The sequence below is a fragment of the Kitasatospora sp. NPDC088346 genome (assembly GCF_044740765.1).
In the GTDB taxonomy this organism is placed as follows: Bacteria; Actinomycetota; Actinomycetes; order Streptomycetales; family Streptomycetaceae; genus Kitasatospora.
Genome location: NZ_JBIURH010000006.1, coordinates 62418 through 75972 on the forward strand (window position 1 = coordinate 62418; position 13555 = coordinate 75972).

The following is a 13555-nucleotide window of genomic DNA, read 5'->3' on the forward strand; positions in this document are numbered from 1 at the left end:
CAGAACGCCTGAGCACCTCGGCACACCCTCAGCACGACCGGAGCGGACCGGTCCCTGTCGGCATGCCACGAAACGTCATCTCCCGCCCCCGCGCCGCCGAACCCTCCTCCCGCGCACCCTGCGCCGCCGCTCGACGACGAGCCGGCCGGCCGTGCGGGAGCGCGGCGCGGGCCCATGACAAGGAGTCCGGACAATGGAGCGTCCCTTCCCCACTGTCGCTGTGGTCGGCCTCGGCACCATGGGTGCCGGTGTCGCCGTCGTGGTGGCCCGCAGCGGCCGCCGGGTGATCGGCATCGAGGCCGACGCGGCCGCCGCCGCCCGGGCGCTGGCCCGGATCGAGGAGGCCACCGCGCACGCCGTCGAGCGCGAGCGGTTCACCCCCGAGGCCCGTAGCGCGCTGCTCGCCCTGATCTCGGTCGGCCACGAGCTGGAGGCCGCCGCCGCCGCCGACCTGGTGATCGAGGAGGTGCCGGAGCAACTGGAGCTGAAGCGGCGGATCTTCGCCGATCTGGACCGGATCTGCCCGCCCGGGACCGTGCTCGCGACCGGTACCACCGCGCTGTCGGTGACCCGGATCGCCGCCGCCACGGCCCGCCCGGAGCGGGTGCTCGGCGTGCACTTCTTCAACCCGGTGCACTCGATGCGGCTGGTCGAGGTGGTCCGCACGGTGCTGACCTCCCCGCAGGCCGCCGAGGACGTCGCCGCCCTGGCCCGCGAGCTGGACAAGGAGCCGGTGGCGGCGGGCGACCGGGCCGGCTTCATCGTGAACGGCCTGCTGTTCGCCTACCTCAACCAGGCCGCCGCGATGTTCGAGTCGCGGTACGCCACCCGGGAGGACATCGACGCCGCGATGCGGCTGGGCTGCGGCCTGCCGATGGGCCCGCTGGCACTGCTCGACCTGATCGGCATCGACACCGCGCGCACCGTGCTGGAGGCGATGTACGAGCAGTCCAGGGACCGGCTGCACGCCCCGGCCCCGATCCTCGGCCAGCTGGCCTCGGCCGGGCTGCTCGGCCGCAAGTCGGGACGCGGCTTCTACACCTACGAGGCCCCCGGGTCGTCCAAGGTGGTCGCCGAGTCCGTCGGGGCGGGCCGGGCGGGCCGGGTCGCGGGCCGCGAGGTGCGCAGCATCGGCGTCTGCGGCTCGGGCACGATGGCGACCGGCATCGTCGAGGTGCTGGCCAAGGCCGGCTTCCCGGTGCTGCTGGCCGCGCGCAGCCAGGAGAAGGCGGACCGGGCCAAGGCCCAGCTGGCGAAGTCGCTGGAGCGCTCGGTGGCCAAGGGCCGGCTGACCGCCGAGCAGCGGGACGCGGCGCTGGCGCTGACCACCGCCACCGGGCAGTACGCCGACCTGGCCGAGGTCGACCTGGTGGTCGAGGCCGTGGCGGAGGACCTGGAGATCAAGCGGGAGCTGTTCGCCACCCTCGACAAGATCTGCAAGCCGGGTGCGGTGCTCGCCACCACCACCTCCAGCCTGCCGGTGATCAGCTGCGCGACCGCGACCTCGCGGCCGCAGGACGTGATCGGCATGCACTTCTTCAACCCCGCGCCGGCCATGAAGCTGGTCGAGGTGGTCTCCACGGTGCTGACCGCCGAGGACGTCACCGCGACGGTGCTGGAGCTGTGCGGCAGGGCCCGCAAGCACGCGGTGGAGTGCGGCGACCGGGCCGGCTTCATCGTCAACGCGCTGCTCTTCCCGTACCTGAACGACGCGGTGCGGATGCTGCAGGAGCACTACGCGACGGTGGACGACATCGACACCGCGATGAAGCTGGGCTGCGGCTACCCGATGGGCCCGTTCGAGCTGCTGGACGTGGTCGGGCTGGACGTGTCGCTGACCATCGAGCAGGTGCTGCACCAGGAGTTCCGCGAGCCGGGGCTGGCGGCCGCGCCGCTGCTGGAGCACCTGGTGGCGGCCGGCTGCCTGGGCCGCAAGAGCGGTCGCGGGTTCCGCGACCACGCCCGCCGGTGACCGGCCGGGCGGGCGGGCCCGGCGGGGTTCCGGCCGGGGTGCCCGGGGTGCTGCCGGGCGGTCCCCGGCGGCAGGCCGGGCCGGCCTGGGGCGCGCTGCCCGCGGGGACCTCCGCGGGCGGCCGGTGGCCGCGGCCCGCGGCGGGCACGGCGGCGGTTCCGGTGCGCAGGACGAAGCCGGCGGCAGCCGCTCCCGGTGCGTGTAGCGTTCCGGCCATGGATCGGGATCAGTCACCCTCGGAACAGGACGTCGCACGGCCCGCAGTGGAATCGGGCGCGGGCGGACGGCGGGCCGCGGCCCAGCGTCAGCAGATGCGCCAGGACCTGGCGACCGCCGCCATGGAGCTGTTCGCCACCCAGGGGTACGAGGAGACGACGGTCGACCAGATCGCCGCCGCCGCCGGGGTGGCCCGCCGGACGTTCTTCCGCTACTTCCGCTCCAAGGAGGAGGCGATCTTCCCGGACCACGACGACACCCTGGTCCGGGTGGCCGACCTGCTGGCCAGCGCGGACTCGGAGGAACACCCGCTGGACGTGGTGTGCCGGGGCATCAAGGAGGTGCTCCGGATGTACGCCTCCACCCCGGCGGTGTCCGTGGCCCGGTACCAGCTGATCCGGCAGGTGCCGGCGCTGCGCGAGCGGGAGATCGCGGTGGTGGCCCGCTACGAGCGGCTGTTCACCCGGTACCTGCTCGGACGCTTCGACGCGGCGGAGGAGACCCCGCCGAGCTGGCAGCGGGGCGGGGACGACGACTCGATGCTGGCCGAGGTGTCGGCGGCGGCGGTGGTCGCGGCCCACAACCACGTGCTCAGACGCTGGCTGCGGGCCGGCGGGCACGGGGACGTGGAGTCGCAGCTGGACCACTCCTTCGACGTGATCCGCGGGACGTTCTGGCCGACCCCGCCGAGCGGGGCCCGGCGGCGCGGCACGGCTGTGGCACCGGGTGCCACAAGTGACCCGCTGTCACCGATGGAGGCCGCCGCGGTGAGCGCACTCAGCGCCAGCCCGGGAGGTGAGGTGCTCATCACAGTGGCCCGCACCGACGCCCCGCTGGACCTGGTGGTCGATTCCATCAGGGCGGCCCTGGCCGGCTCCCAGGCTGGTTAACGCAGGCGATTCACGCAGGTCACAGCAGATTCGAAGGCCCGCCCGGGAGTTTTCCGGGCGGGCCTTCGCCATGCCGGGCCCCCGGTTATCGAACTGTCATCGGGTTCACTCGAACTGGTGACACCCGGTGTCTTTACGAGTGGCACAGGGTGCCACTACTTTGTTACCCACCGGTCGCGGCGCCGCGGCTCCCCACCTCGGCGCGCCGTGTCCGGGCGTCCCCGCACCGCTGGGGGCGGCCGTACCAGCACCACCTCGGCGACCCACCCATCAGTCGCACCGCAGAACCACCCAGACCCTCAGCGAAGCCGGTGTCCGCTCCCGGCTCCCCCAGACGCCCTGTGCGCCCTCAAACACAGGTACGCCTTCGGAGGCAGCCATGCAGGAAATCCTCGACGCGATCCTCAGCTCCGACAGCACCGCGGCGGACTTCGCCGCGCTCAAGCTCCCGGACTCCTACCGCGCCGTGACGCTCCACAAGGACGAGGAGCAGATGTTCGCCGGCCTCGACAGCCGCGACAAGGACCCCCGTAAGTCCCTGCACCTCGACGAGGTCGCGCTGCCCGAGCTCGGCCCGGGCGAGGCCCTCGTCGCCGTGATGGCCAGCGCGGTGAACTACAACACCGTGTGGTCCTCGATCTACGAGCCGGTCTCCACCTTCGGCTTCCTGGAGCGCTACGGCCGGCTGTCCCCGCTCACCAAGCGCCACGACCTGCCGTACCACGTGCTCGGCTCCGACCTCGCGGGCGTGGTGCTGCGCACCGGCGCGGGCGTCAACGCCTGGAAGCCGGGCGACGAGGTCGTCGCGCACTGCCTGTCGGTCGAGCTGGAGAGCTCCGACGGCCACAACGACACGATGATGGACCCGGAGCAGCGCATCTGGGGCTTCGAGACCAACTTCGGCGGCCTGGCCCAGATCGCGCTGGTGAAGACCAACCAGCTGATGCCCAAGCCCGCCCACCTCACCTGGGAGGAGGCCGCCTCCCCGGGCCTGGTCAACTCCACCGCCTACCGCCAGCTGGTCAGCCAGAACGGCGCCGGCATGAAGCAGGGCGACAACGTGCTGATCTGGGGCGCCAGCGGCGGCCTCGGCTCGTACGCCACCCAGTACGCGCTGGCCGGCGGCGCCACCCCGATCTGCGTGGTCTCCAACGACCAGAAGGCCGAGATCTGCCGAGCCATGGGCGCCGAGGCGATCATCGACCGCAGCGCCGAGGGCTACCGGTTCTGGAAGGACGAGAACACCCAGGACCCGCGCGAGTGGAAGCGCCTGGGCGGCCGGATCCGCGAGCTGACCGGCGGCGAGGACGTCGACATCGTCTTCGAGCACCCGGGCCGCGAGACCTTCGGCGCCTCGGTCTACGTCACCCGCAAGGGCGGCACCATCGTCACCTGCGCCTCCACCTCCGGCTACATGCACCAGTACGACAACCGCTACCTGTGGATGTCGCTGAAGAAGATCGTCGGCTCGCACTTCGCCAACTACCGCGAGGCCTGGGAGGCCAACCGGCTGGTCGCCAAGGGCAAGATCCACCCGACCCTGTCGAAGGTCTACTCGCTCGACCAGACCGGTCAGGCCGCGCTCGACGTCCACCAGAACAAGCACCAGGGCAAGGTCGGCGTGCTCTGCCTGTCCCCGTCCGAGGGCCTGGGCGTGCGCGACGCCGAGCTGCGCGAGAAGCACCTGCCGGCCATCAACCGCTTCCGCGACATCTAGGACCTCCGATGAGCACTCAGAAGCGTGACCGGCCCTGGCTGATGCGCACCTACGCCGGTCACTCCACCGCGAGCGACTCCAACGCGCTCTACCGGCGGAACCTCGCCAAGGGCCAGACCGGCCTCTCGGTCGCATTCGACCTGCCCACCCAGACCGGGTACGACTCTGACCACATCCTCGCCCGCGGCGAGGTCGGCCGGGTCGGCGTCCCGGTCGGCCACGTCGGGGACATGCGGACGCTGTTCGACGGCATCCCGCTCGAACAGACCAACACCTCGATGACGATCAACGCCACCGCGATGTGGATGCTGGCGCTCTACCAGGTGGTCGCCGAGGAGCAGGGCGCCGACATCGCCCGGCTCACCGGCACCACCCAGAACGACATCGTCAAGGAGTACCTGTCGCGCGGGACGCACGTCTTCCCGCCCGGCCCGTCGGTCCGGCTGATCACCGACATGATCGCCTACACGGTCGCCCACATCCCCAAGTGGAACCCGATCAACATCTGCAGCTACCACCTCCAGGAGGCCGGGGCCACCCCGGTCCAGGAGATCGCGTACTCGATGTGCACGGCGATCGCGGTGCTGGACGCCGTCCGCGACTCCGGCCAGGTGCCGGCCGAGCGGATGGGCGAGGTGGTCGCCCGGATCTCCTTCTTCGTGAACGCGGGCGTCCGCTTCATCGAGGAGATGTGCAAGATGCGGGCCTTCAACCGGCTCTGGGAGAAGGTCACCCGGGAGCGGTACGGCATCGAGGACGCCAAGCAGCGCCGCTTCCGGTACGGCGTCCAGGTCAACTCGCTCGGCCTGACCGAGGCGCAGCCGGAGAACAACGTCCAGCGGATCGTGCTGGAGATGCTCGCCGTCACCCTCTCCAAGGACGCCCGCGCCCGCGCCGTCCAGCTGCCGGCGTGGAACGAGGCGCTCGGCCTGCCCCGGCCCTGGGACCAGCAGTGGTCGCTGCGGATCCAGCAGGTGCTGGCGTACGAGTCCGACCTGCTGGAGTACGGCGACATCTTCAACGGCTCCGAGGTGATCGAGGCCAAGACCACCGAGCTGCTGTCCGGCGCCGAGGCCGAGATCGCCAAGGTGCTGGAGATGGGCGGGGTGATCCCGGCCGTCGAGTCCGGCTACCTCAAGTCCAACCTGGTGGCCTCGCACGCCGACCGGCGGGCCCGGATCGAGGCCGGCGAGGACAAGATCGTCGGGGTCAACTGCTTCGACACCACGGAGGAGAACCCGCTCACCGCCGACCTCGACGCGGCCATCATGGTCGTCGACCCGGCGTCCGAGCAGTCGGTGCTCACCGCTCTGCTGGACTGGCGCGAGGGCCGGGACGAGGCGGCCGCCCAGACGGCACTGGCCGAGCTCAAGGCCACCGCCGCCACCACCGACAACCTGATGCCCGCCACGCTGGCCTGCGCCCGCGCCGGGGTCACCACCGGCGAGTGGTCCTTCGCCCTGCGCGAGGTCTTCGGCGAGTACCGCGCCCCCACCGGGGTCGGCGGCGCGCCGGTGGCCGTCGCCGCCGAGCCCGGCGGCGAGCTCGCCGCCGTCCGCGAGGCGGTCGCCGCCACCGCGGCCGAGCTCGGCACCGGGAAGCTGCGCCTGCTGGTCGGCAAGCCCGGCCTGGACGGCCACTCCAACGGCGCCGAGCAGATCGCGGTCCGCGCCCGGGACGCCGGCTTCGAGGTGGTCTACCAGGGGATCCGGCTGACGCCCGAGCAGATCGTCTCCGCCGCCGTCGCCGAGGACGTCCACTGCGTGGGCCTGTCCATCCTCTCCGGCGCCCACCCCGAGCTGGTTCCGGACGTCCTGCACCGTCTGCGCCGGGCCGGGGTGGAGGATGTGCCAGTGATCGTGGGTGGCATCATCCCCGCAGCGGACGCCGAGACCCTCAAGGCCGCCGGTGTCGCCGCGGTCTTCACCCCCAAGGACTTCGGCATCACCACCATCATCGGCCGGATCGTGGACGAGATCCGGCTGGCCAACAGGCTTCAGCCCTGGGCCGCCGCCACCGCTGCGACCAGCTGACCGGGAAGGACCAACCCCCTCATGACCACCGTCAACCGCCTCCGGCCCCGCCGTTCCTGCCTGGCCGTACCCGGCAGCAACCCGCGCTTCCTGGAGAAGGCCCAGGGCCTGCCGGCCGACCAGGTCTTCCTCGACCTGGAGGACGCCTGCGCCCCACTGGTCAAGGAGAGCGCCCGGCACAACATCGTCGACGCCCTGAACAACGGCGACTGGGGCAACAAGACCAAGGTCGTCCGCGTCAACGACTGGACCACCCACTGGACGTACCGCGACGTCATCACCGTGGTCGAGGGCGCCGGACCGAACCTGGACTGCATCATGCTGCCCAAGGTCCAGGACGCCACCCAGGTCAAGGCGCTCGACCTGCTGCTCACCCAGATCGAGAAGACCATGGGCTTCGAGGTCGGCAAGATCGGCATCGAGGCGCAGATCGAGAACGCCAAGGGCCTGGTCAACGTCGACGAGATCGCCGCCTCCTCGCCCCGGCTGGAGACCATCATCTTCGGCCCGGCCGACTTCATGGCCTCGATCAACATGAAGACCCTGGTGGTCGGCCAGCAGCCCCCCGGCTACCCGGCCGACGCCTACCACTACATCCTGATGCGCATCCTGATGGCGGCCCGCACCCACGACCTCCAGGCGATCGACGGCCCCTACCTGCAGATCCGCAACGCGGAGGGCTACCGCGAGGTGGCCGGCCGCGCCGCCGCGCTCGGCTTCGACGGCAAGTGGGTGCTGCACCCCGACCAGGTCGCCGCCGCCAACGAGATCTTCTCGCCCTCGCAGGAGGACTACGACCACGCCGAGCTGATCCTGGACGCCTACGACTGGTGCACCTCGGAGGCCGGTGGCGCCAAGGGCTCCGCGATGCTCGGCGACGAGATGATCGACGAGGCCAGCCGCAAGATGGCCCTGGTCATCGCCGGCAAGGGCCGGGCCGCGGGCTTCGAGCGCACCAGCAAGTTCGAGCCCCCGCAGGCCTGACCGCTCCCCACCTCTCCAAAGGAATCTGAATCATGCAGTTCGGACGCACCTACGAGGAGTTCGAGGTCGGCGCGGTCTACAAGCACTGGCCCGGCAAGACGGTCACCGAGTACGACGACCACCTCTTCTGTCTGCTGACCATGAACCACCACCCCCTCCACATGGACACGAACTATGCGGAGAAGACGACGGACTTCGGCAAGAACGTCGTGGTGGGCAACTACATCTACTCCCTGCTGCTCGGCATGTCCGTCCCGGACGTCTCCGGCAAGGCGATCGCCAACCTGGAGATCGAGTCGCTGCGCCACATCGCGCCGACCTTCCACGGCGACACCATCTACGGCGAGACCGTGGTGCTCGACAAGTGGCCGTCCAAGTCCAAGGACGACCGCGGCATCGTCTACGTCGAGACCAAGGGCTACAAGCAGGACGGCACGGTGGTCTGCATCTTCCGCCGCAAGGTGATGGTGCCGACGGAGACGTACATCAAGGCCCGCGGCGGCGAGCAGCCCGGCCGGCCGGAGCCCCTCTCCTAGGTCCCCGGACCACGCCAGCAGTTCCCCGCACCACCCCAGGACCCCGGCTGGGCAGGCCGCCGTCATCGGCCGATCCCACACCGGTACGGGGGCCCGGCTGCCGCAGCCACGCCGGCCGGGCCCCCGGCAACACCCTTTTCCCCCACCCTCAGCGCATTTCCCAGAGACGGAGCCGCACGATGGGACGCCTCGCACAGACCGACGGCCTCACCGAGATCCAGCGGGACATCCTCGCCACCGTGCGGGACTTTGTCGACAAGGAGATCATCCCGGTCGCGACCGAGCTGGAGCACAAGGACGAGTACCCGGCCGCGATCGTCGAAGGGATGAAGCAGCTCGGCCTCTTCGGCCTGACCATCCCGGAGGAGTTCGGCGGTCTCGGCGAGTCCCTGCTGACCTACGCCCTGGTGGTCGAGGAGATCGCCCGCGGCTGGATGTCGGTCTCCGGCATCGTCAACACGCACTTCATCGTCGCCCACATGATCAACGCGCACGGCACCCAGGAGCAGAAGGAGTACTTCCTGCCCCGGATGGCGGCCGGCGAGATCCGCGGCGCCTTCTCGATGTCCGAGCCGGGCCTCGGCTCCGACGTCGCGGCGATCTCCACCAAGGGCGTCAAGGACGGCGATTTCTACGTCCTCAACGGCCAGAAGATGTGGCTGACCAACGGCGGCACCTCCACCCTCGTCGCGGTGCTGTGCAAGACCGACGAGGGCGGCTCGACGCCGTACAAGAACATGACCACCTTCCTGATCGAGAAGACGCCCGGGTTCGGGCCGAACGAGACCGTCCCGGGCCTCACCGTGCCCGGCAAGATCGAGAAGATGGGCTACAAGGGCGTCGACACCACCGAGCTGGTGCTCCAGGACGTCCGGATCCCCGCCGACCGGATCCTCGGCGGCGTTCCCGGCAAGGGCTTCTACCAGATGATGGACGGCGTCGAGGTCGGCCGCGTCAACGTGGCCGCCCGCGGCTGCGGCGTCGCCCGGCGCGCCTTCGAGCTGGGCATCCAGTACGCCCAGCAGCGCTCCACCTTCGGCAAGAAGATCTCCGAGCACCAGGCGATCCAGTTCAAGCTGGCCGAGATGGCCACCAAGGTCGAGGCCGCGCACCAGATGATGGTGATGGCCGCCCGCAAGAAGGACAGCGGCGAGCGGAACGACCTGGAGGCCGGCATGGCCAAGTACCTCGCCTCCGAGTACTGCAAGGAGGTCGTCGAGGACTCCTTCCGGATCCACGGCGGCTACGGCTTCTCCAAGGAGTACGAGATCGAGCGGCTGTACCGCGAGGCTCCGATGCTGCTGATCGGTGAAGGTACGGCGGAGATCCAGAAGATGATCGTGGGACGCCGCCTGCTGGAGGAGTACCGGCTCGCCGACTGAGCCGGCCGGTCTCCCCGACGAGACCATCCGCCCGGCCGGGCGCGGGCGTGCGGGCCCGCCCCCGGCCGCGCCGCACCCGCCGCGGGCTTGGTCGGCCCCGGCGGCCGTGCGGCGCCCTGAGGCGGCCGTAGGGCGCGTTCTTGCCGTACGCGCCCTACGGCCGCCCCTTCACGCCGCGCCGACGCGCCCGAGCGCCCCTCCAGTGCCCCTCAAGCGCCCTCCGAGCGCCCCCGTGGCCTCCCTGTGGCCCCCTCCACCACCGTTCGGCCCCCGGCTCCGGTGTGGCCCCCGACGCCGCTCCGGCCCCGCCGGAGCCCCGCCCGGGCCGCCCGCCGGGCCCGCTCCGGCGTGAGACATGGATCACCCGATCCGTCCGGAGCCTTGGGGAACGGGACCGGGCCGAGCTACGGTCGTACACATAGCACGCACACCTGGGTACCGCACTGGAGAGTTCCACGAGCAGGCGGCTTGCCCACCTACCGTCTGGTCCCGATAGCATCCACCGGGACAGCAGCCGTCCCCATATCACCCGAACCCCGCGGTGGCCCCCGTCCAGCGGCCATGCTCTGTCCCTCGGGGCCCGCGACAAAGGTCTTCGATGCCCATCAGCCCGTCCCCTCACACCTCCGCCCAGGACCGCGATGCCCTCGTCGCCCCGGCGGCCGGCCCGCGACCCCGCGTGACCATCGCGCGCGGAGCCACGCCGTGGTTCGTCCCCACGCTGGCCACCGCCGCCGTCACGAGCGCTCTCACCAAGCGCAACGGCAAGTGGGCCCTGGCGGCCGTCCCTGCCTGTGCGCTCAGCGCCGGCATGCTGTGGTTCTTCCGCGACCCCGAGCGTGAGATCGGCGTCGGCAGAGTGATCTCGCCGGCCGACGGCGTCGTGCAGTCCATCGACGCCTGGCCGGACGGCCGGACCCGGGTCGCGATCTTCATGAGCCCGCTCAACGTGCACGTCAACCGCGCGCCGCTGCCCGGCACCGTGACGTCCGTGGAGCACGTCGCCGGCGGCTTCGTCCCGGCGTTCAACAAGGACAGCGACCGCAACGAGCGCGTCGTGTGGCACTTCGACACCGAGCTCGGCGACATCGAGATGGTGCAGATCGCGGGCGCCGTGGCCCGTCGCATCGTGCCCTACGTCGACGCCGGTACCAAGGTCGAGCAGGGCGAGCGGGTCGGTCTGATCCGCTTCGGCTCCCGCGTCGACACCTACCTGCCGGCCGGCATCGAGGTCGGTGTCGAGGTCGGCCAGAAGACCACTGCCGGGGTGACGCGCCTTGACCGTGACTGATCCTGAGACCCTCGTCGGACTCGACGACGACGCGGAGACCGACCTGCGCCGCCGCCGCTGGGCGCGCGACCGCGAGCTGCGGGCCCCGCGCTCGCCGCAGCACCTGTCCACCGCCGACTTCCTGACCCTGGGGAACGCCGTCTGCGGCTTCCTGGCGATCTACTCGATCACCACCGGGGTCCTGATGCCGCACCTCACCGGCGAGTCCAACACGCCGGACAAGCACAGCGCGGCGACGGCCGTGACGCTGCTGCTGATCGGTGCCATGTGCGACCTGTTCGACGGCCTGGTGGCCCGCAAGCTGCGCTCCTCGGCGCTGGGCGCGGAGCTGGACAACCTCGCCGACCTGATCAGCTTCGGCATCGCGCCGGCGTACTTCGTCGCGGTCTGGGGCATCGTCTCGCCCGACAGCAACCAGCAGCTCTCGGCGTTCATCGCGCTGACCGTGCTGCTCTCGGTGGTGCTGCGGCTGGCCAGGTTCTCGACCGTCAAGATGCGGCCGGGGATCTTCCAGGGCATGCCCTGCCCGATGGGCGCGATGACCGTGATCGCGATCGTCCTGCTGGACCCGCCGTTCGTGCCGGGCCTGCTGATGATCTTCGGTGTGGCCTACCTGATGGTGAGCCGGATCGAGTACCCGAAGCCGCAGGGCCTGCTGGCCACCGCCACGCTGGCCTGGATCGTCGTCAGCATCGGCTGCCTGGCCTCCTGGGCGGCCGGCCTGCCCGGCGGCGACACGCTGATGCACATCGGTGCGGTCGCCCAGATCGCGCTGGCCGCGATGGCGCCGCTGCTGGTCATCCGCCGCAAGGTGGGCCAGAAGGTCGGCGACGTGCGCGCCCGCCGCGCCGAGTCCCGGGGCTGCTGACCCCGGTCGCGGCACGGTCGTACCACGCGAAGGGCCCGGATCCACCAGGATCCGGGCCCTTCGTCGTACCTCGTCGTCGTACCCGCTCGTCGTACCGCGTCGTCGTACCGCGGTGCGGCCGGTGCGGCCCGCGCCGCTACGCGCCGCCGCGGTGGACGCTGAAGGCCGACCTGCGGGCCGCCCGGGCCACCGCCGGGTCCGGGTGCACCCCGGCCACCGCCGTGAGCACCGAGGCCGCCCTGGGGTGCCCCGACTGCCGCGCCCGGTTGAACAGCCGCACCGGCTCCCCGGCCGACGCGCCCTCGACGTGCCCGACCAGCAGCTCGGTCTCCCCGTGGTCGAGCACGGCGGCCGCCGTGTCCACCCAGAGCCAGGCGGCGTCCTCCGCGCCCAGGACGTCGGCCGGGGAGACACCCCCCTCGTCCAGCTGCTCGGCCAGCCAGAGCAGCGCGTAGGGGCGCAGCACGGCCTCCTCGACGGCCTCGCGGACGGCCGCCTCGGCCGTCCGGCCGGCCACCCGGAGCGCCTCGAAGGCCAGGCCGCGCACCAGCGCGTCCTCGCCGCGGGCGGCGTCCATCAGCTCGGCGACGGCGCGGTCGGCCGGGCGGGCGGCCACCCAGGCGCGGTACTCGGCGCGGGCCGGGCCCGGTGAGTAGTCGGCGCAGGCGCTGAGCAGCTCGGGGGCGCTCTGCTCGATGTGCCCGGCGGCGGTCTGCGCCACCGTGCAGATCTCCTCCAGCTTGGCGCGGACCGCCCAGTGGCCCAGCGGGGAGAGGTCGGCCGCCTCGTCGTGGCGGGTCAGCGCCCCGACGGCGGCCAAGCCGTCCAGCATCCAGTCCAGGACGGCGGCGACGTCGCCGGAGGCCGGCAGGGTGTCGATCTGCGGCTCCCGGCAGGTGCCGCGGACGGCCGAGACGGCGGAGGCCGCGTGCGGGACGGGCGAGAGCGGTCCGGCGCCGACGGCCACGCCGACCCGGCGCTCGTCGAGGCCGCGCCGCAGCAGCTCCAGCAGCTCGCTGTCGGGGACCGGCCCGTCCACCAGGTGCAGGAAGGACAGCAGCTGGGGCGCCTGGTCGACGGCCTGCCCGGCGAGCACCGCGAAGACGCCGCGCATGGCGGCGGGCGGCACGGGGGCGAGCAGCGTCCAGGCGTCGAACAGCGCCGACCAGCCGCGGACCACGGCCTCGTCGTCGTGCTCCCAGGCGTGCAGCCGCCAGCCGGGGCCCGCACCGCCATCCCGGAGCTCGACCAGGCCGATCTGGAGCGCCTGGCCCCAGGCCTTGGCGGCGGCCGCGACGGTCATGGCGAGGGCCTGCCCGGCCGCCCGCGCGTCGTCGGGCAGCAGTTCCCCGCGCTTGTCGACCTCACCCAGCTCGCCGGCCCAGCGGGCGACCCGGACCGCGTCGGCGAGCATCCGCCGGGCGAGCGGTGCCAGCTCGGCGGGGGCGGGGAAGCCGTCGGGTACGGGTACCCTGCCACGCCCGGGCTTGGGCTGGGGGGTACGGCGGCGGGCTGCGGCGGGGCTGCCCTGGGGTGCGCTGTCGGCTCGGCGGGCCGTGCCGGGCAGACGGGTCACCGTCGCACCGGTACGGATCGTCGGCGGGAGCGGGGCATCACGGTCGCGCGGGTTCCGAGACGTCACGCCGTGCAGTCTTCCCCTTGTACG

General features: G+C 71.9%; 10 protein-coding genes. 9 read left to right on the top strand and 1 reads right to left on the bottom strand.

What is annotated here, in order from left to right:
• The first annotated feature begins 193 nt into the window (after positions 1 to 193).
• From ACIOFR_RS11145 to ACIOFR_RS11185, 9 genes are all read left to right on the top strand, one after another.
• Positions 194 to 1972, top strand: a complete 1779-nt coding sequence (locus ACIOFR_RS11145; protein ID WP_400994887.1) for a 3-hydroxyacyl-CoA dehydrogenase family protein — start codon at positions 194 to 196, stop codon at positions 1970 to 1972.
• Between the two features lie 215 nt (positions 1973 to 2187).
• Positions 2188 to 3078 carry a TetR family transcriptional regulator gene (locus ACIOFR_RS11150; protein WP_400994889.1) on the top strand — a complete coding sequence of 297 codons (891 nt, stop codon included), beginning with the start codon at positions 2188 to 2190 and terminating at the stop codon, positions 3076 to 3078.
• A gap of 379 nt (positions 3079 to 3457) precedes the next feature.
• Positions 3458 to 4795, top strand: coding sequence for a crotonyl-CoA carboxylase/reductase (gene ccrA, locus ACIOFR_RS11155; RefSeq protein WP_400994892.1), 1338 nt, complete (start codon positions 3458 to 3460; stop codon positions 4793 to 4795).
• An 8-nt stretch (positions 4796 to 4803) separates the two neighbouring features.
• Entirely contained in the window at positions 4804 to 6828 is a 2025-nt protein-coding gene (locus tag ACIOFR_RS11160; protein ID WP_400994895.1) for a protein meaA, read from the top strand.
• A gap of 21 nt (positions 6829 to 6849) precedes the next feature.
• A complete protein-coding gene (locus ACIOFR_RS11165) occupies positions 6850 to 7812 on the top strand; it encodes an HpcH/HpaI aldolase/citrate lyase family protein (RefSeq protein WP_400994898.1) in 963 nt (320 codons plus the stop codon).
• Between the two features lie 32 nt (positions 7813 to 7844).
• Positions 7845 to 8348 (top strand): MaoC family dehydratase, encoded by a 504-nt coding sequence (locus ACIOFR_RS11170; protein WP_396311781.1) that lies wholly within the window; start codon positions 7845 to 7847, stop codon positions 8346 to 8348.
• A gap of 179 nt (positions 8349 to 8527) precedes the next feature.
• A complete protein-coding gene (locus ACIOFR_RS11175) occupies positions 8528 to 9730 on the top strand; it encodes an acyl-CoA dehydrogenase family protein (protein WP_400994901.1) in 1203 nt (400 codons plus the stop codon).
• Between the two features lie 598 nt (positions 9731 to 10328).
• Entirely contained in the window at positions 10329 to 11021 is a 693-nt protein-coding gene (locus ACIOFR_RS11180) for a phosphatidylserine decarboxylase (protein WP_400994904.1), read from the top strand.
• Entirely contained in the window at positions 11008 to 11889 is an 882-nt protein-coding gene (locus tag ACIOFR_RS11185; protein ID WP_371500017.1) for a phosphatidylcholine/phosphatidylserine synthase, read from the top strand. Before ACIOFR_RS11180 ends, ACIOFR_RS11185 begins: the two co-directional genes overlap by 14 nt.
• A gap of 136 nt (positions 11890 to 12025) precedes the next feature.
• On the opposite strand, the gene ACIOFR_RS11190 is transcribed toward ACIOFR_RS11185, so the two are convergent.
• Positions 12026 to 13531, bottom strand: a complete 1506-nt coding sequence (locus tag ACIOFR_RS11190; RefSeq protein WP_400994907.1) for a hypothetical protein — start codon at positions 13529 to 13531, stop codon at positions 12026 to 12028.
• Positions 13532 to 13555 lie beyond the last annotated feature (24 nt).

What these genes read in the sequence shown, in the direction of transcription:
- ACIOFR_RS11145 (WP_400994887.1), top strand. Translation starts at nt 194, where the DNA reads ATGGAGCGTCCCTTCCCCACTGTCGCTGTGGTCGGCCTCGGCACCATG.
- ACIOFR_RS11150 (WP_400994889.1), top strand. Translation starts at nt 2,188, where the DNA reads ATGGATCGGGATCAGTCACCCTCGGAACAGGACGTCGCACGGCCCGCA.
- ccrA (WP_400994892.1), top strand. Translation starts at nt 3,458, where the DNA reads ATGCAGGAAATCCTCGACGCGATCCTCAGCTCCGACAGCACCGCGGCG.
- ACIOFR_RS11160 (WP_400994895.1), top strand. Translation starts at nt 4,804, where the DNA reads ATGAGCACTCAGAAGCGTGACCGGCCCTGGCTGATGCGCACCTACGCC.
- ACIOFR_RS11165 (WP_400994898.1), top strand. Translation starts at nt 6,850, where the DNA reads ATGACCACCGTCAACCGCCTCCGGCCCCGCCGTTCCTGCCTGGCCGTA.
- ACIOFR_RS11170 (WP_396311781.1), top strand. Translation starts at nt 7,845, where the DNA reads ATGCAGTTCGGACGCACCTACGAGGAGTTCGAGGTCGGCGCGGTCTAC.
- ACIOFR_RS11175 (WP_400994901.1), top strand. Translation starts at nt 8,528, where the DNA reads ATGGGACGCCTCGCACAGACCGACGGCCTCACCGAGATCCAGCGGGAC.
- ACIOFR_RS11180 (WP_400994904.1), top strand. Translation starts at nt 10,329, where the DNA reads ATGCCCATCAGCCCGTCCCCTCACACCTCCGCCCAGGACCGCGATGCC.